The organism is Pedobacter agri PB92, assembly GCF_000258495.1.
In the GTDB taxonomy this organism is placed as follows: Bacteria; Bacteroidota; Bacteroidia; order Sphingobacteriales; family Sphingobacteriaceae; genus Pedobacter; species Pedobacter agri.
Map to the genome: position 1 here is coordinate 1 of NZ_AJLG01000041.1, position 24480 is coordinate 24480.

Below are 24480 nucleotides of genomic sequence, written 5' to 3' on the forward strand. Positions count from 1 at the left end.
ACGTACACACTGCCTTTTTAGTGGCTTCTTTTACTTCCTCTTGTTTAACAGGAAGCTCTAAAGCTTTTGCCAAAATGTAAGCTTGCTGGTTTGCATGTTGTTTTGCAAAACCGGTTGCCGTACTGCTGCTTTCTTTTCTTGAGATTACATCAATACCTTTAAGTTCGGTTTTGTAAAGTCGGCGGAATAAATAAGGCCATGCGCCCATGTTTTCTGGTTCTTCCTGTACCCAGAAGATTTCGTCGGCATTTTTATATTTCTTCTTTATTGCCTCCATCTGATCAACTGGTGTTGGATAAAGTTGTTCCACACGAACCAATGCTACATGCTTAACTTTATCTGCTTGTTGTTTCTCCAGCAATTCATAGTAAATTTTACCACTACAGAAAACGATACGGGTAATATCAGCAGGTTTTGCGTTTGTATCATCAATTACCTCTTTAAAACCACCTTCTGTAAATTCATCTAGTTTAGAAACACAGGCCGGGTGACGTAATAAACTTTTTGGAGAAAATACTACTAATGGTTTACGGAAATCGCGTTTAAACTGACGGCGTAAAACATGGAAGAAGTTTGCAGGTGTAGTACAGTTTACAACTTGCATGTTATAATCTGCACAAAGCTCCATAAAACGTTCGATACGTGCCGATGAGTGCTCTGGTCCCTGACCTTCGTAACCGTGAGGCAATAACATGACCAAACCGTTTTCACGTTGCCATTTGGTTTCAGCACTTGCAATATATTGATCGACAACAATTTGTGCTCCATTGAAGAAATCACCAAATTGTGCTTCCCAGATGGTTAAAGCGTTTGGATTAGCCATCGCATAACCGTATTCAAAACCTAGGACACCATATTCTGATAAATGTGAATTGTAAATATCGAACTGTGCCTGTTGATCGGAAATATTAGCTAATGGTACATATTCTTCTTCACTATCTTCTAAAGTTAATACCGCATGGCGATGTGAAAAAGTACCACGTTCAACATCCTGACCACTTAAACGAACACGTTTGCCTTCTGATAACAAAGTACCATAAGCCAATTGCTCACCCATTGCCCAATCGAAAACATTGGTTTCGTTAACCATTTTAGTACGTTCAGCAAATAATTTTTCAATTTTTTTGAAGAACTTTTTATTTGACGGTAACGTGGTAATGCGTTTACCAATTTCCAATAATGTAGCTTTTTTAACTGCCGTAACCGGAGATTTTTCGAAATCTTTCGGAGTAGCCATACGTAAATCTGCCCAGGCACCACCAAATTTAATTTCAGCATTACCTGCAACAAATTCTTTAGCTTCATTTAAACGTTCTTGCAAAATGCCACGGAAATCTTTTTCCATCTCTTTCGCCAAGCCCGCTTCCAATTTACCTTCTTTGGTTAATTGATCGATATAAATTTCCCTTGGATTAGGGTGTTTTTCAATAGTTTTATACAATAAAGGCTGCGTGAATTTAGGTTCATCAGACTCATTGTGCCCGAAACGGCGGTAACATAAAATATCGATGAAAACATCGTTTTTATATTTCTGGCGATATTCCATTGCCAAATTGATGGCGTAAACCAAGGCCTCAGGATCATCTCCATTTACGTGGAAAACCGGTGATAAGGTTACTTTTGCGATATCTGTACAGTAAGTACTGGTCCGGGCATCTTTGTAATTAGTAGTAAAGCCAATTTGGTTATTAATCACCAGGTGAATCGTTCCACCGGTTTTATAACCTTCCAAACCTGCCATTTGAATCACTTCGTAAACAATACCTTGTCCAGCAACCGAAGCATCACCGTGAATTAGGATCGGAGCTAAACGGCTATTGTCGCCGCCGTATTTGAAATCGATTTTTGAACGGCTCATACCTTCCACCACCCCATCAACTGTTTCCAGGTGTGACGGATTAGGACAAAGGCTTAAGTGAACACTTTTACCAGCAACTGTAGTTACATCAGTTGAATACCCTAAGTGATATTTTACGTCGCCACCAAATGGAGTATCTGGGTTATAGCTTTTGCCTTCGAATTCAGCAAAAATATCCTTATAAGTTTTCTGCATGATATTTGCCAACACGTTCAAACGACCGCGGTGTGCCATACCAATTACAAATTCTTCAATTCCTAAATCTGCACCTTTTTCAATTACCGAGTCTAACGCAGGAATTAAGGCTTCCGCTCCCTCTAAAGAGAAACGTTTTTGGCCTAAAAATTTCGTCCCTAAGAAATTTTCGAAACTTACTGCTTCATTTAGTTTTCTTAAAATGCGTTTCTTTTCGTCGATAGAGAAGTTGGGCGTATTACGTGCACTTTCCATTTTTTGTTGAATCCAGTTCAACACTTCAGGCGTACGTAAAAATTTATATTCTGCTCCGATAGAGCTGGTGTAAGTTTGTTTTAAAAACGCAACGATATCTTTCAATTTTGCTGCGCCAATTCCGATTTCAACGCCAGAATTGAAAACTGTTTCTAAATCTGCATCAGACAAACCGAAATTAGATAGCTCTAAACTTGGTTGATGTTTACGTCTTTCACGAACAGGATTGGTATGTGTAAATAAATGACCGCGACTTCTGTAACCGTCGATCAAATTTAAAACACTAACCTCTTTTAAAAATTGTTCCGGAGTTTCAGCCGTTACTGCCGGTGCTTCTGCACTTCTTCCGAAATCGAAACCCTCAAAAAACTTCTGCCAACCAAACTCAACTGATTCAGGATCTTGCTGATACGACTGATATAAAGAATCTATATATTCGGCGTTTTCGCCACTAAGATAAGATAAACTACCCATTATTAACTGTTTACTATAAGCGTTACAAAATTAGAATTTTACCTTATATAAATGGTAAAAAACTGGATTAATTGCACAAAAAAATATATTTAGAAACATTCTGACTTTCAGTAGAAATAATTCATCTGACAGAAGAGAAAGATTTATCGAAAGCTAGAGCAAAACACAAGCCAGTATTAACGGAATGACTCAATTTAATTATGGTCAAATGATTTAAGATCGCCTATCCTCAGAAATAATTTGCAAATTCAATCGGATATTCTTTTTTTAAGAAGCCCAGGTGAGTGCGTAATTTCCTTTGGGATCTAAATTTTTGATGTTTTTATCCAAATCAAAAACACTTTTAGATTTTTGATCGTTTCCGACGCCAGCAACATTTGCCCAGTTGCCCCAATTGCTTGCAGGATTATAGTCGATTAATTTTTCTTCAAAATACGCAGCTCCCAAAACCCAGCTCACTTCGAGGTTATTAATTAAATAAAGCGCTGCCGTTTGACGGGCAATGTTTGAAATAAAACCGGTTTGGTTCAATTCAGTCATCACGGCATCAACCACTGCAAAACCCGTTTGCCCGGTTTTCCATTTACTGAAATTCTCCTGCTCATTCTCGGCATCAACCAAACCCTGGCTTCCGAAACCATTAGGACTGAAGAAGGTATTGCCATATTTTTTAAACATGAAACGAAAATAGTCTCTCCACAATAAGCCTAGTAATATGTGATTAAACATGGCTTTTGTATTTGGAACACCTTCCATTTTTTTAATTTCCCAGTAAACTTTTCTCGGCGAAAGACTACCCATGGCAAGCCAGGCCGAAAGTTTAGATACAAGAATTAAATTTTTAGCAGTGGCGGCCTGTTGCATCGCTACAATCACTTTCTGAAGATGTACCAAACCTTCCGCTTCGCCGCCGGTAAATTCAAAATCAGCACGCTGATCTTTCTGTTGCGGCGAAAGATGCAACTCTTCTAAGGAGGAAAGTGTTCCCCAATCAATTACTTCGGCAACGTTGATGCGATCGGGAGCTAAAAAGCAGGGTTTGATAATAGAATCTCGCTCAATCTTTTTCTTAAACTGGTTAAATGCATCAGGAATATCTTTTATTGGAAAAGGTAAATCTTCTTTATTGTATAAGGTATGGCCAATGAAATGTTTTAAGTTAACACGGAGTTTCCATAAAGCATTTTCTACAAGTGTTGAAACATGCGTTTCTTCTCTTGCAACTTCCCGGTGGTGATAAACTTCGGTAATTTCGTATTCCTGAACTAAACTGGGGATAATGTCTTCAGGATTTCCTTCTGCAATAAGTAAGTTTCCTCCGATTTGCTTCAATGATGCCCGAAGCCCTAAAACGCTTTCCAGAATAAACTGCGCCCTGATATTGCCTGTTTTAAGTGTTCCATATTTTGTTTCGCCAAATGATCGGGGATCTAAAATATAAACCGGCAAAATTGAATCAGATTTGGAAATAGCCTCCACTAGCATTTCATTATCATGCAGACGAAGATCATTTCTAAACCAGACTAAAATTTTTTTGGACATCTTTATTTTCGAAAAGGGTATGAAGAACGCAATTACAAATTTATCTTATTTTTTCTCCGCATCAAAAAGCTGGTTATTTCTTTACATCTATACAACAAAAAATATTCTGTTATGGAATATGAAACGGTTGTACATCCTTTATTCAAATTTATTTCAACACATCATAAAAATAAATAAATGAAAAAAGGATTTCTAATTTTGCTATTCCCACTAAGTGTATTTGCACAACAAATAAAAACCAAGGCCGTGCTGGCGGGCGTAACCGTTTACAATAATGGGGCTCAACTCAACCATGTCCGCAAAGTAAATCTTCCTTCCGGAACTTCAGAAATTGTGATCAATAACATTTCCGGACGGGTAAATGAAAATTCAATTCAAGTTGGTGTAAGTAGCGGCGTCACGATCTTATCAGTTCAATTTAATAAAGATTTTCTAAATACTGATGATGCAAACCCAGAGATTAAAAAACTTAACGACAGCGTAAAACGTGTATCTACTGAATTGACGAAGACCAAAAATGCCAAAATTATTGAAGAACAAACGTTGGTACTATTGGATGAAAATCGAAAATCTGGAGGAACCAATAATGGTACCAATGTAGCAGAACTGATAAAGCTCGCAGAATACTATCGTAACAAAAGCGCCGAAGTACGAACTGCAATTTCAGTTTTGGCATTAAGTGAAGAAAAACAAAACCAACGACTAAGCGCCTTGCAACAACAAATTGCTGAATTAAGAAACAATCCTAACCAACAATTGGGGCAACTGGTGCTTCAGTTGATGACAAAAGAAGGTACTGAAGCCGCTTACAATGTCTCTTATGTTACGCCCGCTGCTAATTGGTTAGCCAGCTATGACATTAAGGCTGAAAGCACTGCAAAACCATTAGATATTATTTATAAAGCTGCAATAACGCAGAGCACTGGTTTAGACTGGAAAAAAGTTAAGCTTTCCTTATCAACCGGAAACCCGAATTACAATATTACTGCGCCAAATTTAAACCCATGGTTTGTATCAACTTATCAACAACAAATAAGAATTAGAGGTATTGCATTGTCAACAGTTAAAGAAGAGAAAAGCCTAGATGAGGTGATGATGGTTGGTTATGGTAAAGCAAAGCAACAAAACTTAACCGCATCAGCTTCAACAATAAATAATTACACTTCGGTTAATGAAAGTCAGTTAGGCGTTACTTTTAATATTGATATCCCTTACGATATTAATAGTGACAATAAACCGCATACAGTTTCTTTTAAAGAATATGCGGTGCCCGCAAAATATAAATATTATGCAGCTCCAAAATTAAGTAGCGATGCCTATTTATTAGCTGATGTTACCAATTGGGAAAAACTAAATCTTCAAGCCGGGAATGCGAACATTGTATTCGAGGGCACATATACGGGAAAATCTTACATCAATCCGGCCAACATGCTCGACACCTTAAGTTTAAGCATGGGCAGAGATAAAAAAATCATCATCACCAAAGAGAAACAGGAAGATTTTAGTAGCACAAAGTTTATAGGTGCCAACAAAAAGCAACTTTATACCTATCTGATTAAAGTTAGAAATACCAAAAAAGAGCCAATTGATTTATCACTAAAAGACCAATATCCTTTGTCAACAGAAAGCGACATCGAAATTGAATTACTGGAAAGCAGTGGCGCTGAAGTGAACAAAGAAACCGGAATGCTTTCGTGGCAGTTGAAGATTGCGCCAAATGAAACAAAAACCATTAAATTAAGTTATGCCGTTAAGGCGCCAAAGAACAAAATTATTGCAGGGCTTTAAATACATTGTTGGTCTTAACACTTAGCTAAGGCCAACTTACTTCCTACCCTCTCTTTCTACTTTCTACTTCTACTTTCTACTTTCTACTTTCTACTTTCTACTTTCTAAAAAACCCTTTCGTATCTTTCGTGTTTTAAAAATATGGCGAAAAAGATTCTGATTACGGGCGCAACTGGATTAGTGGGCAGTGAACTTAAAAAGCGTTTGCTAAGCGACGGATATAATGTAAATACGCTCTCGAGAAAGAAAACTAATGATCCAAATAATTTCGTATGGGACGTTTACAAGGGTACAATTGACTTAGCATGTATCGATGGAGTGGATGCCATTATCCATTTAGCTGGCGAGCCTGTTGCCGAAAAAAAGTGGACGGATGAACGCAAAAAACAGATTATCGACAGTAGGGTAAAATCAACACAATTACTTTTCGAAACCATCCGATCGAAACCAGATCATCAAATTAAATCATTTATTTCTGCTTCTGCAGTAGGCTTTTATGGAGACTGCGGAGATGAAATCTTAATTGAAGAAAGTCCAAATGGCTACGGCTTTTTAGCCGAATGTTGTAAGCTTTGGGAGCAAGCGGTAGACCAGGGTAAAAAGTTAAGCTTGCGAATTGTTAAACTTAGAACAGGTATTGTTTTCAGTAATGATGGAGGCGCACTGCCACAACTCGATAAATCAGTCCGGTTATTTGCTGGCGCTGCTTTAGCTTCCGGAAAACAATGGACACCCTGGCTTCACATTGATGATATGGTTGGTATGTACATCCACGCCCTGGAAAATTTAAAGATGGAAAGCTGTTACAATGCCTGTGCGCCCTTTCCCGTTACTAACGAGGGGCTAACCAGATCTATCGCCAAACATTTGCATCGTCCGTTCTGGCCATTTAAAGTTCCCAAAAAGGCAATAGAATTGCTTATGGGTGAACGAGCAGAGGCAGTTTTAATGAGCAATAATACATCAGCACAAAAGATTTTAGACGCGGGATTTAAATTCAGATTTACCGATTTAGATGATGCTTTGGCTGATCTTTATAAAAAGTAAGAGAAATATTTATTATCAAGTATCACAATTTTAATGAAGAAACCCATTAACATTTTTTGGTTCCGTCGCGATTTACGTTTAGAAGATAACGCCGGATTGTATCATGCTTTAAAAAGCGACAATCCTGTAATCCCGCTTTTTATTTTCGACAAAAATATATTAGACAAGCTACCAAAAAATGATGCCCGTGTAACTTTTATCTACCAAACTATTAAGGATATAAAAGAAACATTGCAAAAGAAAGGTTCAGATTTGCTGGTAAAATATGGGAAGCCTGAGAAGATATGGCCGGAAATTTTGAAAGAGTATGAAGTGAAGGAGGTTTTTACTAATCATGACTATGAACCGTATGCTCGGGAACGTGATGATAATATGGCTGAGTTTTTAACAAGTGAAAAAATTGCCTTCCACACATTAAAGACCAGGTTATTTTTGTAAAAAGATGAAATCCTGAAGGCTGATAAAACCCCTTATACAGTTTTTACTCCTTACTATAAACAGTGGCACGCCAAGTTGAATGATTTTTACCTCAAACCGTACCCGACTAAAAAATACTTTAAAAACTTTTTTAATACCAGGCATTTAAAGCTTCCAACACTCAAAGAAATGAGATTTGAAAGAAGCAATATTGAGTTCCCGAAAATCAGCTACAAAGATAAACTTGATGATTATGCGAAGGAGCGTGACTTTCCGGCATTGGAAAGTACGACTCGGATTGGCTTACATTTAAGATTTGGAACATTAAGTATACGTAAAGCAGCTGCAGATGCTATCGAAGCAAAGTCAAATGTTTGGCTATCAGAGCTGGCCTGGAGAGAATTTTACATGATGATTCTTTGGCATTTTCCTTATGCTGCCTTTGATTCATTTAAGAAGCAGTATGATAAAATCAAATGGAGAAATAACGAGCAAGAGTTTAAAGCCTGGTGCGAGGGAAACACGGGTTATCCGCTTGTTGATGCAGGTATGCGTCAGCTAAATGAAATTGGTTGGATGCACAATCGCGTACGTATGGTTACAGCCAGCTTTTTATCAAAACACCTGCTCATTGACTGGAGATGGGGAGAAGCCTATTTTGCAGAAAAACTACTGGATTATGAGATGGCCAGCAACGTTGGTGGATGGCAATGGGCTGCCGGATCTGGTAATGATGCCGCACCTTATTTTAGGGTATTCAACCCTGAGCTTCAAACCAAAAGATTCGATGCTAAGTTTGAATATATTAAGAAATGGGTACCAGAGTATGGCACAAAAAAATATGCCCAACCAATAGTTGAGCATACATTTGCACGAGAAAGGGTGCTAAAAGTTTTTAAAGAAGCGTTATCTTAATTGGTAACGCTTACTATTTCCACATCGAAATCTAATACCGAGTTCGGAGGGACAACATAGTATGAACCTGTATCATCCAAACGCCCAGCTTGTCCATAGGCTAAATCTGAAGGAATAAATAACCTCACTTTAGTACCTACCTTAAAATTCTGAAGAACTAACCATCCTTTAATTGCACTAGCTAATTCTATTGAAGTGGGTTCGCTTGATGCCTGAAATATAGTTCCAGTTAAAAGCCTACCCGTATAATTCACAGATAATGTACTTGTGGCAAATATAGGGGCCCCTGTTCCCTGCTGCGTTACAATATAACGCACTCTTGAAAGATCTTTAACTGCAGTTAGTGAATTGGCCGACAGGAAGTTATCCATTTGCAATTCATCAATTTGATGTATTTTTGATTGAGAATAAACACCCAATTCCACTAAGATATTTTCATTAGGACCCACGCCAACAGATTCCAAGCCATTACGACCGAAAGCCATGTTGGAAGGTAAAATTAATCTGGCAGTTCCCCCTCTTTTTAGCATTGTTAATACTTCCCTGATTGGTGTAAAAACATATGAACTTCCACCAATAGTAAAACGATCGGTATATCCTAAAAATGTGCTAGGAATCACCACTGTTGATGACTTGGTAAGTTGAGTGCCGTTTAGTAATTTAAAAGTATAAGAGTAAAAAACCGAATCAGGATTTTTAATCTCAGCGCCACTGCCGGGAGTAATGATATTGTAATAATAGCCAGTAGAAGCCTTTGTCATATTCAGATTGTTGGCCTTAATATATGACTGAATAGCATTCTCATCAATCGACTGTATCGTTTCGTACTCTTTTTTGCAGGCAGAAAAAAGAACGGTAGCCAATAAGATGGTTAAAAGGCTAAGTTTGGTAAATTTGTTCATTTAGTTTGTAACGTCTGTAAGTGTAATGTTGAAATCAAGGATGGAATTTGCAGGCACTGATGACGAGGGAGACCTTGTTCCGTACGCGTAATATGATGGGATAATCAATCTGATTTTACCACCCTTTTGTATTTTTTGAATCCCAATTTGCCAACCTGGTATAACGCCTCCTAATGTAAAGGAGACTGGAGTACCTTTTGAGCTGTCGAAAACGGTTCCATTTAATAATTTCCCTTCATACTCAGCGGTAATTTTTGTGGCAGTTGTGTAGGTTACGCTACCGGTTCCTGGCTCTAATATCTGATAAAAAATACCGTAAGAATCTTTCAGGGCTGGAATATTGTTTGTTTTAATAAACGCTCTTATCGCTGTAGTGTCTGCCCTGAATTGTGGTTCAGGATCATAAGTTTCTACAACCTCATCTTTTTTACAGGCGGCAAAGAAACTTACAATGCACACCAAAAATAATATATGTCTGTATTTTAGCATCATCCGCAAAAATAAGCTTTTAATACGGATGCTACAATTTTTAACCAATTTTAACAAAAAGCTAAAAGTTTTATTGTGTATTCGAAAGTTGAATGGTAAAATCTAAAACGGAATTTCCAGGAATAGAACCTGCAGCACTACTGCCATATCCAAGACTTGGAGGAATAATTAGTCGGATTTCTCCTCCTTTTTGAATCTTCGGAATACCAATTTGCCAGCCTTCAATTAATTGCGATAGAATAAAGGTTTGTTCTGTTCCACCACCGTTATCAAATACCTCCCCACTTAACAACCTGCCTTCATATTTAATTGTAATTCTGGTATTACCCGGATAAGTAAAATTCCCTGATCCTGGCTTTATAATTTGATAATAAAGCCCTGACGGATCTTTAACAGCATTGATTTTATTTTGAGCGATAAACTCGGTGATCTGTTTCTCCGAATCTTCATCTTTTTTGCATGATGATAGTACAGATACAAATAATAGGGCAAAAGCCAGCAGTTTCAATTTTAACATTATCAAAAGTAAAACATTAACTCCAAACGAGAGGAAATTAATCAATAACCTTTTACTTTAAAACAAAAAAGGTTTAAAATTTGAGTTCAACACCCAAACCTTAAACCTTTAAACCCTAAACTTTTTAACTTTTAAAAGATGTATTTATTTGCTTCAATTAATTGCTGGGCAACTCTTTGACGGGCATCTTTTACATTAAAAGGCTCTACTTTGGTAAAACGACGCAAGCCAACTAACATCATGCGTTGTTCATCACCTTCAGCAAATGCCCAAAGTGCTTCTTTACCAGCTTTAGCGATGCCATCAACTGCCTCAACTATATAAATTCTTAATAAATCTAATTGTCCGGCTGATGCTTCTTCTCCACGTAGTGAAACCAATTTTTCAGTTCTCAACAAAGCTGATTCCAATACATAAACATAACCGGCCATGTCGGCAATGTTCATCAGAATTTCCTGTTCTTTGCTTAAAGTCATCATCAACTTTTGAACCGCAGCACCTGCAACCATCAAAGTTGCTTTTTTAAGGTTTGCCAACACCTTTTTCTCGGCAGCAAATAGCGTAGTATCTTCTTCACCGAAATCAGGAATGCTCATTAATTCAGCAGCAACGGCAGTGGCAGGCGTCATTAAATCCAATTCGCCTTTCATGGCACGTTTAAGCATCATGTCTACCGTAAGCAAACGGTTAATTTCATTTGTACCCTCAAAAATCCTGTTGATACGGGCATCGCGATAAGCTCTATCCATCGGTGCATCTGCACTAAAGCCCATTCCGCCATAAATTTGAACGCCTTCATCAACGGTGTAATCCAATGCTTCAGAACCCCAAACTTTTAAAATAGCACACTCTACTGCAAACTGCTCAACAGACTTTAATCTTGCTTTGCCAGATTCCATCCCACCTGCAACCAATTGGTCGTATGTATCATCAATATTTTGTCCTGCTCTGTAATTTGCCGCATCAACAGCATAAAGCTTCGACGCCATTTCGGCAATTTTAAAACGAATGGCACCGTATTTAGAAATTGGGCGACCAAACTGGCTTCGCTCGTTGGAGTAATTAATTGCAGTGCTCAATGTTGCTTTCGAAGCACCAATTGCGGCAGCAGATAATTTTATACGGCCAATATTTAAAATGTTAACCGCGATTTTGAAACCATTTTCTCTATCGCTCAACATATTCTCAACCGGAACCTCACAATCGTTAAAGAAAACTTGACGGGTTGACGAACCTTTAATACCCATTTTATGCTCTTCAGGATTCATGGTAATCCCACCAAAATCTTTTTCAACAATAAAAGCTGTTAGGTTTTTATCATCATCAATTTTGGCAAAAACGATAAAAATATCTGCGAAACCACCATTGGTAATCCACATTTTTTGACCATTGATGATGTATTTTTTGCCATCAGCACTTAAAACGGCTTTGGTTTTTCCTGAATTTGCATCTGAACCAGAATTTGGTTCAGTTAAGCAATAAGCTGCTTTCCACTCTCCCGAACCTAACTTTGGAATATACTTCGCCTTTTGCTCTTCATTACCATAATATAGAATTGGTAAGGTTCCGATTCCGGTATGTGCCGAAAGTGCCACCGCAAAAGAGTGACCAGCGCCCACTACGTCGGCAACCAACATCGACGTATTGAAGTTTTTACCAAAACCGCCGTATTCTTCTGGAACAGAAACTCCTAGAATACCTAATTCGCCGGCTTTGGTTAAAAGCGTTGGCATCAATTCAGGGTCCTCCTGTTTATCAATTTTATCTAAGTTTGGATAAACCTCAGCCTCCAAAAAATCGCGACAAGTTTGCGCAATCATTTGTTGCTCTTCATCAAATTCTTCAGGGATAAACACATCCTGATAAGCAGTTTCTTTAATTAAGAATTCGCCGCCTTTAATTGTCTTTTTTTCAGTTGTTTCCATTTTAATAGTATCTAGTAGCGAGTATTAAGTAATCGCTTAATTTTATTTTTTGGCCATTTCATTTGCCTACTACGGTCGTCATTGCGAGGCACGAAGCAATCCTATTCCTATCGCTATTACCAGACCAAAGCATTAAGATTGCTTCGTACCTCGCAATGACGATATGCCTAAAACATCTCAAAAATCCCTGCTGCACCTTGACCTGTACCTACACACATGGTAACCATGCCATATTTTTTGTTTTGTCTTTTCAGTTCATTTAGCATTTGTACGGATAACTTAGCACCTGTACAACCTAGCGGATGGCCTAATGCAATCGCTCCGCCATTAACATTGATGATGTCAGGGTTTAAATCCAACGTTCTGATAATTGCTAAAGATTGTGATGCAAAAGCTTCATTCAATTCAATTAAATCGATATCATCTTGTTTTAAACCCGCTTGTTTCAATGCTTTCGGGATGGCCTCAATCGGGCCAATACCCATAATTCTCGGTGGAACACCTGCCACACCGTAACTCACTAATCTGGCGATGGGTTCAACATTGAGCTCTTTCATTTTCTTTTCAGAAACCACCAAAACAAACGCTGCACCATCAGATGTTTGCGATGAATTTCCAGCAGTCACGCTTCCAACCGCATCAAAAACGGGTTTCAATTTTGCCAATTTCTCTAAAGTGGTATCCGCTCGCGGACCTTCGTCTGTATCTACCACATAAGAACGTGTTTTCTTTTTCAGGTTTTCATCCAGATAATTTTCATTTACTGTAATGGGTAAAATCCCGTCTTTTAAGTGACCATTTTTAATCGCATGAATCGCTTTCTCATGAGATTTTAAAGAAAATGCATCCTGGTCTTCACGACTTACGTTATATTCTTTTGCCACAGCTTCCGCCGTTAAACCCATGCCCCAATACCAATCCGGATTGTTTTTGGCAACCTCTGCGTTCGGCACCAATTTCCAACCTCCAAAAGGCATTCCACTCATCACTTCCACACCGCCCGCAATAATGCAATCGGCCATTCCGGCTTTAATTTTCGCAACCGCAGTTGCAATGGTATCTAAGCCCGATGCACAGTAACGGTTCACCGTAACACCCGGAACTTTATCGGTATCCAGGCCCATCAGCGAAATCATCCGGGCAATATTTAAACCCTGTTCCGCCTCTGGCGTCGCATTACCCACAATTACATCGTCAATTTGTTCTTTATCTAAATTCGGAACCGAGGCCACTAAGGCCCTAATCACTTCTGCAGCTAAATCATCAGCTCTTGTAAAACGGAACACGCCACGGGGCGCCTTGCCCACTGCTGTACGATATCCGGCTATAATGTATGCTTCCATTTTATTTAGTATTTCTTATGGCGCTAGCCAATATTATCTTTTTATTATACGCATTTTCCTGACTCTTGCCGTCATTGCGAGGCACGAAGCAATCTTAATGCAATAGAAAAACTCTTAGTTCTAAGATTGCTTCGTGCCTCGCAATGACGAGGTGGTTAGACAAACTCTTATAAACTCTACCATTATTCGTTTCAATCTTGATACTCAGATTAATTCCTCAACGGTTTTCCTTTGGTTATAATTGATTGAATCCGTTCGAGTGATTTTCTTTCTCCTGCAAGCGATAAAAATGCTTCCCTTTCTAAATCCAACAAATATTGTTCGCTTACTTCTGTTGGAGCAGATAAATCGCCGCCGCACATAACATAGCCCAATTTTTCAGAGATTTTCTTATCATGTTCGGAAATGAAGTGGCCTGCGTACATGCTGTTAGCACCTGCATAAACAATTCCCAAACCTTGTTTCCCCAACACTTTAATATCAGTACGCTGCACTGGTTTAGTATAACCGGCCTCAGCCAATTCTATCGCTTTAGCTTTTGCATCAGCCAATAAACGATTACGGTTCATTGAAATAGAGAATTTATCTTTTTGAAGATATCCCAGTTCGAAAGCCTCGTAACCAGAAGTAGAAACTTTCGCCATGCCAATCGTTAAAAAACGTTCTTTCAACGCATTCTGAACAATCTGGTCATCTTTGTATTCATCAGAAGCACGTAAAGCAAACTCTTTTGTTCCGCCGCCGCCTGGAATAACACCTACGCCAAATTCAACTAAACCCATGTAAGTTTCAGCAGAAAGCTGTACATGGTCGGCGTGTAAACTAAATTCACAACCGCCACCTAAAGTTAAATTGTGCGGTGCCACTACAACCGGAATTGAAGAATAACGGATACGCATTGAAGTATTCTGGAACATTCTGATAGCCATATTCAATTCATCCCATTCCTGCTCTACCGCCATCATAAAAATCATCCCCACATTGGCACCAGCAGAAAAGTTTGCACCGTCGTTACCAATAACCAAACCACGATAATCTTTCTCGGCCATATCAATGGCTTTATTAATTCCAGAAATGACATCACCACCAATGGTATTCATTTTGGTATGGAATTCTACATTCAGAATGCCATCACCTAAATCGATAATCGAAACACCAGAATTTTTCCAAAGGGTTTTATTCTCACGGATGTTATCTAAAATAATAAACTCATCCGTTCCAGGTAAAGCTTTATAAGATTTAGATGGAATATCATAATATTTTTTAACGCCGCCTTCCACTTTGTAAAATGAAGTATTTCCGGCGTCAAGCATTTCATGCACCCAAGCCGCAGCTTTGTTACCATATTGCTCCATTCCCTCAATCGCCTCTTTCACCCCAACGGCGTCCCAAAGCTCAAAAGGGCCAAGTTCCCAGCCGAAGCCTGCCCGCATCGCATCATCAATGCGATACAATTCATCAGAAATTTCCGGAATCCTGTCTGAAACATATTCAAACAACCCAAAGGAAGAATGACGGAATAGTTCGCCTGCCTTATCTTTTCCTTTGGCAAAAATCTTCATGCGTTCACGGAGATTTTCGACTGGTTTAGTCATTTCTAGCGTAGCCGATTTTACCTTTTGCTGAGGTTTATATTCAAGTGTTTTTAAATCTAAGGCTAGAATTTCTGTTTTGCCGTCAGCAGTTTTAGTCTTTTTATAGAAACCCTGTTTCGTTTTGTCGCCCAGCCATTTATTCTCCTCCATTTTTTGCACATACTCAGGAAGTTTGAATAACTCGTGTGCTTTATCATCAGGACAATTATCGTAGAGTCCTTTGGCCACTTTAATCATGGTATCTAAACCGACCACATCAGAAGTACGGAAAGTAGCCGATTTTGGTCTGCCTAAAGCAGGACCTGTAAATTTATCTACTTCTTCTACCGTTAAATCCAGTTTCTCTACCAAGTGAAGCAGCGCCATAATGGAATAAACGCCAACCCGATTGGCAATAAATGCAGGCGTATCTTTACATAAAACGGTGGTTTTACCTAAAAATTTATCACCATAATGCATCAGAAAATCTACAATTTCCGGCTTGGTGTGCGGCGTTGGAATAACCTCCAACAGCTTTAAATAACGTGGCGGATTAAAAAAGTGAGTACCACAGAAATGCGCTTTAAAATCTTCACTTCTGCCTTCTGCCATTAAATGAATTGGAATACCAGAAGTGTTTGAGGTAATTAATGTACCTGGTTTGCGAAACTGTTCTACCTGCTCAAAAACTTTTTTCTTAATATCAAGATTTTCAACAACTACTTCAATCACCCAATCAAAGCCGGCAATTTTCGACATATCGTCGTCGAAGTTTCCGGTTTTAATTTTATTCAATACTTTTTTTGAATAAACTGGTGAGGGATTTGTTTTTACAGCCGTTTGCAAAGCCGTATTTACAATCCGGTTCTTTACCGCTGGGTTGTCTAAAGTCAATCCTTTTGCTTGTTCCTCTGGCGTCAGCTCTTTGGGTGCGATATCCAAAAGCAAAACCTCTACACCAATATTGGCGAAATGGCATGCTATACGCGAACCCATAATCCCCGAACCTAGAACAGCAACTTTATTTATGCTTCTTTTCATGTTAATCAACAGTATATGCTACAGTTATATCATTAAGTTTTATCAATAAATTAATGAATGTTTCTTTCTCTTTTTTCGAGAAATGCTCGTCGAGATATTCATTAAATTTTCGAACAACACCTTTAGCCAATTGTTTCTTTTCTTTGCCAAAATCTGTAAGAAAAACTTTTACCGAACGCTTGTCTCCAGCTGAAGTTTCACGGTAAATAAGATTCGCATCTTCCATATTATTTAGCATGCGTGAAAGGCTTGTGGCCTTTACACCAAGCAAACCGGCTAAATTCGAAACAGCAGTTCCTTCTTCATCATTAATGTTAATCAACATATAACCAATAGCCTGAGTAATCCCAAAACTTGATGCCATTTGGTTATACTTGTTAAACATGTTTTGCCATGCAAACTTAACATGGTAATCAATGGTTTGCTGTTGTTTCATTATGTAATTTATTATGCTTGCATAACAAAGCTAATGAATGTATTTTGTTATTGCAATACCAAACGGATATTTTTTGCAATAAAAAAAAGCCCCCGATTTTCATCGGAGGCTTTCGGTATATTTAATTTAATATCTAGTATAAAGTAAACTCTACACGGCGGTTTTGCTGACGACCAGCTGCAGTTTTATTTGTTGCAATTGGCTGACCCATTCCGTAACCTGTAGCTTCAATACGAGATGCATTAGCACCTTGAGAAACTAAGTAAGCTTTTACAGATTCAGCTCTTTCTTTAGATAAACGTAAGTTTAATTCTTTAGAACCTGTGTTATCAGTATGACCAGCTAATTTTAAGCTGAAATTTTTCTGTACCAATAAACCAGCAACTCTGTTTAATGAAGCATAAGATTTAGAGCGGATTGTTGCTTTACCTAAGTCGAACTCCAAGTTTTTGATAGCTTCGCTAACAACTTTACGGTCTTCTTCAGTAATAACTGTTACCTGAGGTTTTGGAGCTACTAACGGGCAACCAGAACCATCAACTACAGTACCTGCTGGCGTACCTGGACATTTATCCAATTTATCAGCTACACCATCACCATCTGTATCTTTTAATAGATCAGCCATTTCTGAACGCAATTTAGCATTCTCAGCTTTTTGAGCATCAAGATCAGATTTTAAAGCATTAGCTGTGTTTTTTGCGGCTAAAGCCTCATCATAAGTTGCGGCAACAGGATTGTGGAAAGCCAATTGTTTTCCTTTACCTAATGCAAATTCTAAACCAGCGTAAGCATAGTTGTATTTATCATTGTTTCCATTTTTATACAATCCATCAAGGTTATCACCATCAACAAAGTTGATTGTCCAGCCTAAATCGATATTTATACCGTCAGAAACTTTGAATTTTGCACCAACACCTACAGGGATAATTAGTTCGCTAATGGTTTTACCTCCAGCGTAAGCTGATGTTCCGGCAGCAGTTGTAATTGTTGGTTTGTAACCGGCTAAACCAGCACCTACCGAAGTATATAATTGTAATGCATCCTCTTTTCTAAACATATCGATGTTAAACATGTTTACAACTGCGTTTAAACTAGCAGCATAGTTTAGTTTAGTATCAAATGCAGAAACAGTACTTGTATTTACCACTCCACTTTCAAAAGGCTCAGAATTATCACCTTTTAATTTACCCATTGTTCCATCTAAACGTAATGAAAAATAGTTTGTGAATTGTTTTTTCACGTATAAACCATATCCAAAACTAGTTTTGTTGTTACTAAAGTCGTTTCTTCCACCAAGCGGAGAAAGAGGCGTTAAAGCACCTGCATTAACACCAATTGACCAAGTTCTAAATGTAGAAGTTGGAGTAGCTGGCTCTTGAGCCATTGCAGCAGTACCGGCAAACAGCCCGGCTAAAGCTAGCGGTAGGGACTTAAATAAATTTGATTTCATATTCTTTTGAATTAACGTTTGATAAGCGTTGTTGACCACCCTATGCAATTGCTATACCAAAAAAGTCGAAATTATAAATTATTTATCCACGTTAACATTTAATACCCAATTGCTAAATCATCTCCCCTAGGGTCGGCTCCACCCTGATAACTTCCCCATTTAGTTTTTATAATGGCATCAACCCTCCCAATTGGACCACGGTAAAGAAGATTATATCCTTTTGCCTTTAATTTTTCTGCAGCTAAGCTATCAATAGCATCCTTTTCTACATAAACTTCATCTGGTAACCATTGATGATGAAATTTCTTTGCAGCCACAGCAGACTGAATATCCATGTTGAAATCTATCACGTTAATGATGGTCTGAAAAACGGACGTAATAATTGTTGAGCCTCCTGGAGTTCCCACAACCATAAATAATTGTCCATCTTTTTCAACAATACTTGGGGTCATTGAGCTTAGCATTCTTTTATTTGGGGCAATGGCATTGGCTTCGCCACCCACCAAACCGTACATATTCGGCGCACCTGGTTTCACAGAAAAATCATCCATTTCATTATTAAGCAGAAATCCAGCACCTTTAACCGCCACTAACGACCCGTAAGAACCATTAAGCGTTGTGGTGATTGAAACTGCATTACCATCATGATCTACAATGGAAAAATGTGTAGTTTCTTCACTTTCTTTTCCTTTGATGACACCTGCTAAAACTTTATCACTAGGCGTAGCGGCTGACCAATTAAAATCAGCCATTCGTTTTTTATTATAATCCAGATTTAAAAGCTGTTTTTGCGGAACATTATAAAAATCCGGATCGCCTAAATGGGTTGCCCGATCAGCATATACTCTTCTCTCAGCCTCTACAATAACCTGTACCGTAGAATCGGAATTGTGCCCCCACCTATTTAATGGATAAGGTTCAACAGATTGAAGCAACTGAATTAACGCAATACCGCCGCTGGAAGTTGGCGGCATGGTAATTACTTTATAACCACGATAATTTCCGGTTATTGGTTTGCGCCACACGGCCCGATAATTTTTTAAATCCTCTTTGGTCATCAAACCTTTTCCACGCTGCATTTCGGCAACGATAGCATCAGCAACAGCGCCTTCGTAAAAACCGGCTCTACCTTTTTGCTGAATAAGTTTTAAAGTATTGGCTAATTCTGTTTGTATTAACAGACTACGCTCTTGCCACGTACTCTCAAGGTTAACCAAAGCGGTTCCATTCACATTGATATCCATCAATTTGCGATGTAAACCATTTAGCTCGCTTGCCTGGCGTTTTGTAATTTCAAAACCTTTTTCTGCTAAATCAATAGCAGGCTGAACAACCTCTTTCCATGAGAGTTTGCCATATTTTTTATGCGCTTCAACCATACCTGCTACCGAACCAGGAACGCCTGCAGCTAAATGTCCATATAGGCTTTTTTCTACAATTGGATTTCCAGCGGCATCTAAATACATGTCTCTACTCGCTGCTGCTGAAGCTTTTTCGCGAAAATCTAGTGCATTAACTTCCCCTTTTGCCGAGCGGTATACCATGAAGCCACCACCACCAATATTCCCGGCATTTGGATAAACCACTGCTAAAGCAAACTGAACCGCTACCGCCGCATCAACTGCATTGCCTCCTTTTTTCAGGATTTCAATGCCAACTTTTGATGCCTCCGGATGTGCCGACACCACCATTCCGTTTTTAAAGTCTTCATTATTACGCTTACCAAGCTGGCCGGTTACGCAACTGGTAAAAACAACAAATGAAAAAACTAAAATTGAAGTGATTTTAAATTTAATTAGAGGCTTTATAATTTTCTGCATCCTTATAGATTTTTTCAATGATATCTTGATTCTTTTCGGTGATTATTTTTCTTTTCAAACTCAATTTCGGTGTAAGTTCACCACCGTTAATACTCCATTCTTTAGGCAACAATGCGAACCTTTTTACTTGCTCCCATTTACCGAAATCGATGCTAGCAGCTTCGATAATTTCATTAAATTTGGCTAAAACCTGCTCGTTTTTAATAATTTCTTCATTTGTTGTAAAGTTGATTCCTTTTTTAGCCGCCCAGGTTTTAAGCGTTTCAAAATTAGGAACAATCAAGGCCGATGGAAATTTCCTGTTTTCTCCTAAAACCATTATTTGTTCAATGAATATCGACTCTTTATATTTATTCTCCAAAATTTGAGGTGCAACATATTTGCCGCCAGCCGTTTTAAACATTTCCTTTTTACGATCTGTAATTTTGAGAAATCTTCCATCTATCAACTCACCAATGTCGCCGGTGTGAAACCAACCCTCTGCATCAATAGCTTCTTTTGTTAAATCGGGGCGGTTATAATAGCCTTTCATTACCTGGTGACCTCGGGTCAATACTTCACCATCTTGCGCAATTTTTACTTCCACACCTTTAATCACTTCACCAACTGTACCAAACATGGTTCCACCAAAATGATTCACTGTAATTACCGGCGAAGTTTCTGTTAAGCCATAGCCTTCAAAAACAGGCATCCCGGCGGCCCAAAAAATTCTGGCCAACCGCGGATTCAATGCAGCACCTCCAGATACAATCACCACAATTTCTCCGCCTAAGGCCTCCTGCCATTTTTTAAAAACGAGTTTTCGGGCAATACCCAATTTAAAGTTATACCACGCACCGGCATCAGTTGTATATTTTTCTGCCAAAGCCACCGACCAAAAGAAAATCCCTCTTTTAATACCGGTAAGCGACTTACCTTTTTCCATGATCTTATCATAAACTTTTTCGAGGAGACGAGGCACAGTTGAGAATGCATTTGGTTTTACGTGTTGAATATCCGCAACGATGGTATCCATGCTTTCTGCATAATAAATACTCGTTTTGTTAAACAAATAAAGATAAATGATCATGCGTTCAAAAATGTGCGAAAGCGGCAAAAAGCTCAAGCTTTTATTCACCCCATCAGGCATCACAACAGATGAGTTTACGAAATTCGCAACCAGATTATCATGTGTTAACATAACACCTTTTGGTGTACCAGTTGTGCCTGATGTATAAATGAGGGTTAAAATGTCTTCAGGCTCAACTTTAGATCGATAATCATCCAGGTTAATATCCTGACTGTTTTTACCATCTTCAATAAGCGTTTCCCAACAGGTTACTCCTTCAATATCGCTAAAACTGAAAATTTTTATAGCCGGATTAATGGTATCAACACAAGGCTTTATTTTTTTATATAAATCCAGATCAGAAACAAAAATGATTGAAATTTCAGCATCCTTTAAAATAAACTGAATATCATGCTCAGCTAAAGTAGGATACAAGGGAATTTGGTAGGCACCGATTTGATTGGCTGCAAAATCAGCAATATTCCATTCGGGCCGGTTGTGCGACATTACCGCTACACGACCACCTTTTTGTATACCATGTTTAATTAATCCTCGGCTTAAATGATCTACAGTTGCGCAAAATTGTTCCGTACTATAATTAACCCATTTGCCATTAATTTTACCATTGATAAACTCTTGCTTTGGATTCTGCTGATTATGTCTTAATAGATCAAAGACTCTCGTGATTTCTGCAGCCATATCTAATATATTATTTGGTTAAGTTAAAAAATCAAACATAAAGATGTGCGATGCTTTACGTTTTTTGTTCGAAAAATTTTGCTCTTTTCCAAAATACCAAAATCTATTCGGGATAAAATATTTGGAATAAACTTAAGAAATCCAATATTACTATGCAAGCATTGTTTTTTATAAAAATAAGATTTTGACTGTAAAAACATAAACGGCACCATAGTTGTTAAGCTGTTTAAATAATTAAAAAACATTATTTATTTAAAAATCTATTATGAAAAAGTTATTTACAATTTTAGGATGCATTGCGTTATTTGCACTGACAACAACAAGCGTTAAAGCGCAGAATTACAAAACAGGCTTAGGTTTAGGTATTGATTTTGGCGACGGTGCTACTTTAGTTGGACCTTCAGTTAGACATCACTTTAGCAGAAGTGCGGCATTACAAGGCGAAGTTTTGTTTGGTGGTAATTCAACTACTTTACAGGCATTTTTGCAATACAATGCTTCAATTCCAGGTGCTAAAGGTTTAGATTGGTATTTAGGTGGTGGACCATCAGTACAACTTTATGATGGCGGATCTAACTTCTATTTAGTACCAATGGTTGGTTTAGATTATAAAATTTCTGGTGCACCATTAGCGATTGCTTTAGACTGGAGACCAAGACTTTATCTAGGAGATGGTGATAGTGATTTTAACGCAGGAAGATTTGGCTTAGGCTTCAGATATACTTTTTAAGCAACAGCTTAAAAGCAAAAATCCCGCTGGAAAATTTCCAGCGGGATTTTTTATTGACTATTAACTTAGGACTAATGACTCAAAACTGCTGAGTTTATTTACCTGTCCACTTTTTGAACACCGCTTTTTGTGCTGGTGTTGCATTTGCATTAATCGTAGCTTTTAATCGCACACTTGGATTTTCTTTTAAGGTTAAAGAAATCTCTTTCTCTATTCCATCGCGTTTAATTTTAAATTTCAAAACATCGCCAATACTTTTCTTTGACACCACTGGCAAAGTTTCTAGCGATAACATCGGGCTTCTTAACCTAATGTTTGCCAATGCATCACTCACCGTTACATCATCTAAAGAAATAATCTCGTCATTAACGTTTAGACCAGCAATCCATGCAGCAGAATTTCTGGTGATGGAAGATACCGAAATGGTTCCGTTGTTAGTCAGCTGTCCGCTTGCACCGCTTACCGGTTTGCCAGGTGTTGCATTTTCAGTAGCTACATCGATACCAGCATAACCAAAATATTTCACGTATTCTGCATCATCTACTCCATTTACATACTTCGCCCAGAAGTTAGTGAAGCTGATTCCGGATATTTTTTCAACCATTGCCTTAAACTCTGCATCGGTATAACCGCGTTTCAATGTTTTGCACTGCAGGTACATGGCTTTCATTACATCATCTAAACTTTTCGCACCCTTTGTGGCATTAATAATTTCCAAATCCATCAAAATACCAATAACCTCGCCTTTGCTATAGTAAGAAATGGAATTATTTTTAGAATTTTCATTTGGGCGATAACCAATAATCCAGGCATCATAGCTGGATGACGCCGCCGACTGGTATTTAGCGCCAGGTGTGTTGGTAACTGTACCAATTGCACCGGCAAGATCATTTATAAATGTGGCATCATCGTTAAATCCAGCCCTGTGCATATACTTGTTTTCGTAGTACGAGGTGAATCCTTCTGCCACCCAAAGGTTGGTGGTATAGTTTTCGTTATCGTAATCAAACGGACCTAAAGCTACCGGACGTAAACGTTTCACATTCCATAGGTGATGGTATTCATGAGCTACCAAAGCTAAAAATCCTTTGTAACCTGTTTCGGTATTGTAAGCATTTCTGGTTGCACCTAATGTAGTAGAGTTTAAATGCTCTAAGCCACCGCCACCACGTAAAAAATTATGAACGATAAAAGTGTAATGCTTATTAGGATTTTCGCCATAAACTGCAGTAATTTCCTCTACAATTTTAGCCATATCTACTTTTAACTTTTCTTTATCGTAATTACCCCCGCCGAACATGGCCACTTCATGGCGAACACCAGCAGCCATAAATTCGAAAACATCCTGGTTTCCAACCTCAATAGGGCTATCATATAAGATGTCGAAATCAGTTGCCTTATAGGTAAACTGCTCTCCTGCAACCGGTTCCAAACCAGTTGAAACTTTGCTCCAGGTATTGAACGGAATAATTTTAACCGTACTTGGCGATTTAATCATTCCATCAGGATGCATAAAAATTCCGGTTGGTGATAAGAACGCATGAGAATCATCAATAAAAGGCGTACGCACTGAAATTTCAAAAGCGTAAACGCGATAGTTAATTTTAATATTAGCTGCTTTTGCCGAAAATATTCTCCAGGTATTTTTTCTAACTTTTTCTACTTTAACCTGTTTGCCGCCTGCTGTAGCTTTAAATTCTTCTACACTTTTTTCAAATTCCCGGATCAGATAAGATCCCGGGGTCCACACTGGCATTTTAACGTCAACATAATCTTTTGCCAAACCAGAAATATTCATCTGAACTTCAGCATAATGTGCCTGCGGCTCTTTAAAAGAAACCTCAAAAGCAATTTTTACCTGCGCCTCTGCTGCCATAATACTCGTTAGTAATAAAACTAAACTTAAAATTGATTTTTTAATAAACATGTTAAGGGTGTTTTGCCTACAAAATTATATTTATTGACGGTGTTTTTGAATTAATTGGAAAAATTAGTCGAGAGTTAGAAGAACAAAA

General features: G+C 38.2%; 18 protein-coding genes. 5 read left to right on the forward strand and 13 right to left on the reverse strand.

Annotated elements, in window-relative coordinates; translation table 11 throughout:
- Together ON09_RS08135 and ON09_RS08140 are read right to left on the reverse strand one after the other, a co-directional pair.
- A partial coding sequence (locus ON09_RS08135; protein WP_010600564.1) for a 2-oxoglutarate dehydrogenase E1 component occupies positions 1-2782 on the reverse strand: 2782 nt, incomplete at its 3' end.
- Between the two features lie 267 nt (positions 2783-3049).
- The gene (locus ON09_RS08140) at positions 3050-4324 is read right to left on the reverse strand and encodes a DASH family cryptochrome (protein WP_010600565.1); all 1275 of its coding nucleotides are present in this window, start codon (positions 4322-4324) and stop codon (positions 3050-3052) included.
- 177 nt (positions 4325-4501) lie between these two features.
- Between ON09_RS08140 and ON09_RS08145 the strand changes: the two genes are divergently transcribed.
- From ON09_RS08145 to ON09_RS26625, 4 genes are all read left to right on the forward strand, one after another.
- Positions 4502-6112 carry a DUF4139 domain-containing protein gene (locus ON09_RS08145; protein WP_010600566.1) on the forward strand — a complete coding sequence of 537 codons (1611 nt, stop codon included), beginning with the start codon at positions 4502-4504 and terminating at the stop codon, positions 6110-6112.
- A gap of 141 nt (positions 6113-6253) precedes the next feature.
- Positions 6254-7159, forward strand: a complete 906-nt coding sequence (locus ON09_RS08150; RefSeq protein WP_010600567.1) for a TIGR01777 family oxidoreductase — start codon at positions 6254-6256, stop codon at positions 7157-7159.
- Positions 7160-7192: 33 nt separating this feature from the next.
- Complete coding sequence (locus tag ON09_RS26620) at positions 7193-7597, forward strand: deoxyribodipyrimidine photo-lyase (protein WP_010600568.1); 405 nt, start codon at positions 7193-7195, stop codon at positions 7595-7597.
- A 168-nt stretch (positions 7598-7765) separates the two neighbouring features.
- Entirely contained in the window at positions 7766-8491 is a 726-nt protein-coding gene (locus ON09_RS26625; protein WP_316927786.1) for a cryptochrome/photolyase family protein, read from the forward strand.
- Here ON09_RS26625 and ON09_RS24175 read toward each other — a convergent pair.
- The 10 genes from ON09_RS24175 to ON09_RS08205 form a co-directional block, all read right to left on the reverse strand.
- On the reverse strand, positions 8488-9393 hold the full coding sequence (locus tag ON09_RS24175) for an FKBP-type peptidyl-prolyl cis-trans isomerase (RefSeq protein ID WP_010600570.1): 906 nt from the start codon (positions 9391-9393) through the stop codon (positions 8488-8490). The two genes, ON09_RS26625 and ON09_RS24175, sit on opposite strands and share 4 nt — an antisense overlap.
- A complete protein-coding gene (locus ON09_RS08165) occupies positions 9394-9885 on the reverse strand; it encodes an FKBP-type peptidyl-prolyl cis-trans isomerase (RefSeq protein WP_238533628.1) in 492 nt (163 codons plus the stop codon).
- A 67-nt stretch (positions 9886-9952) separates the two neighbouring features.
- Positions 9953-10399, reverse strand: coding sequence for an FKBP-type peptidyl-prolyl cis-trans isomerase (locus ON09_RS08170; RefSeq protein WP_010600572.1), 447 nt, complete (start codon positions 10397-10399; stop codon positions 9953-9955).
- 131 nt (positions 10400-10530) lie between these two features.
- Positions 10531-12324 carry an acyl-CoA dehydrogenase family protein gene (locus tag ON09_RS08175; RefSeq protein ID WP_010600573.1) on the reverse strand — a complete coding sequence of 598 codons (1794 nt, stop codon included), beginning with the start codon at positions 12322-12324 and terminating at the stop codon, positions 10531-10533.
- 167 nt (positions 12325-12491) lie between these two features.
- Positions 12492-13667: an acetyl-CoA C-acyltransferase gene (locus ON09_RS08180; RefSeq protein ID WP_010600574.1), complete on the reverse strand. Its 1176-nt coding sequence runs from the start codon at positions 13665-13667 to the stop codon at positions 12492-12494.
- A 209-nt stretch (positions 13668-13876) separates the two neighbouring features.
- On the reverse strand, positions 13877-16282 hold the full coding sequence (locus ON09_RS08185; RefSeq protein ID WP_010600575.1) for a 3-hydroxyacyl-CoA dehydrogenase/enoyl-CoA hydratase family protein: 2406 nt from the start codon (positions 16280-16282) through the stop codon (positions 13877-13879).
- A 1-nt stretch (position 16283) separates the two neighbouring features.
- Positions 16284-16718: a MarR family winged helix-turn-helix transcriptional regulator gene (locus ON09_RS08190; protein ID WP_010600576.1), complete on the reverse strand. Its 435-nt coding sequence runs from the start codon at positions 16716-16718 to the stop codon at positions 16284-16286.
- A 133-nt stretch (positions 16719-16851) separates the two neighbouring features.
- A complete protein-coding gene (locus ON09_RS08195; protein WP_010600577.1) occupies positions 16852-18168 on the reverse strand; it encodes an OmpA family protein in 1317 nt (438 codons plus the stop codon).
- Between the two features lie 98 nt (positions 18169-18266).
- Positions 18267-19988 (reverse strand): gamma-glutamyltransferase, encoded by a 1722-nt coding sequence (ggt, locus tag ON09_RS08200; RefSeq protein WP_010600578.1) that lies wholly within the window; start codon positions 19986-19988, stop codon positions 18267-18269.
- Positions 19960-21735 carry an AMP-dependent synthetase/ligase gene (locus ON09_RS08205; RefSeq protein ID WP_010600579.1) on the reverse strand — a complete coding sequence of 592 codons (1776 nt, stop codon included), beginning with the start codon at positions 21733-21735 and terminating at the stop codon, positions 19960-19962. Before ON09_RS08205 ends, ggt begins: the two co-directional genes overlap by 29 nt.
- 265 nt (positions 21736-22000) lie before the next feature.
- Here ON09_RS08205 and ON09_RS08215 point away from each other — a divergent pair, with 265 nt between their 5' ends.
- On the forward strand, positions 22001-22465 hold the full coding sequence (locus ON09_RS08215; RefSeq protein ID WP_010600581.1) for a hypothetical protein: 465 nt from the start codon (positions 22001-22003) through the stop codon (positions 22463-22465).
- A 94-nt stretch (positions 22466-22559) separates the two neighbouring features.
- Here ON09_RS08215 and ON09_RS08220 read toward each other — a convergent pair whose 3' ends face one another.
- Entirely contained in the window at positions 22560-24392 is a 1833-nt protein-coding gene (locus ON09_RS08220) for a M61 family metallopeptidase (protein WP_010600582.1), read from the reverse strand.
- Positions 24393-24480: the final 88 nt, after the last annotated feature.

Coding starts and splice junctions, on each gene's coding strand:
- ON09_RS08220 (WP_010600582.1), bottom strand. CDS start 24,392: ATGTTTATTAAAAAATCAATTTTAAGTTTAGTTTTATTACTAACGAGT.
- ON09_RS26620 (WP_010600568.1), top strand. CDS start 7,193: ATGAAGAAACCCATTAACATTTTTTGGTTCCGTCGCGATTTACGTTTA.
- ON09_RS08215 (WP_010600581.1), top strand. CDS start 22,001: ATGAAAAAGTTATTTACAATTTTAGGATGCATTGCGTTATTTGCACTG.
- ON09_RS24175 (WP_010600570.1), bottom strand. CDS start 9,393: ATGAACAAATTTACCAAACTTAGCCTTTTAACCATCTTATTGGCTACC.
- ON09_RS08145 (WP_010600566.1), top strand. CDS start 4,502: ATGAAAAAAGGATTTCTAATTTTGCTATTCCCACTAAGTGTATTTGCA.
- ON09_RS08180 (WP_010600574.1), bottom strand. CDS start 13,667: ATGGAAGCATACATTATAGCCGGATATCGTACAGCAGTGGGCAAGGCG.
- ON09_RS08140 (WP_010600565.1), bottom strand. CDS start 4,324: ATGTCCAAAAAAATTTTAGTCTGGTTTAGAAATGATCTTCGTCTGCAT.
- ON09_RS08150 (WP_010600567.1), top strand. CDS start 6,254: ATGGCGAAAAAGATTCTGATTACGGGCGCAACTGGATTAGTGGGCAGT.
- ON09_RS08195 (WP_010600577.1), bottom strand. CDS start 18,168: ATGAAATCAAATTTATTTAAGTCCCTACCGCTAGCTTTAGCCGGGCTG.
- ON09_RS08190 (WP_010600576.1), bottom strand. CDS start 16,718: ATGAAACAACAGCAAACCATTGATTACCATGTTAAGTTTGCATGGCAA.
- ON09_RS08165 (WP_238533628.1), bottom strand. CDS start 9,885: ATGATGCTAAAATACAGACATATATTATTTTTGGTGTGCATTGTAAGT.
- ON09_RS26625 (WP_316927786.1), top strand. CDS start 7,766: ATGAGATTTGAAAGAAGCAATATTGAGTTCCCGAAAATCAGCTACAAA.
- ON09_RS08170 (WP_010600572.1), bottom strand. CDS start 10,399: ATGTTAAAATTGAAACTGCTGGCTTTTGCCCTATTATTTGTATCTGTA.
- ON09_RS08185 (WP_010600575.1), bottom strand. CDS start 16,282: ATGAAAAGAAGCATAAATAAAGTTGCTGTTCTAGGTTCGGGGATTATG.
- ON09_RS08175 (WP_010600573.1), bottom strand. CDS start 12,324: ATGGAAACAACTGAAAAAAAGACAATTAAAGGCGGCGAATTCTTAATT.
- ON09_RS08205 (WP_010600579.1), bottom strand. CDS start 21,735: ATGGCTGCAGAAATCACGAGAGTCTTTGATCTATTAAGACATAATCAG.
- ggt (WP_010600578.1), bottom strand. CDS start 19,988: ATGCAGAAAATTATAAAGCCTCTAATTAAATTTAAAATCACTTCAATT.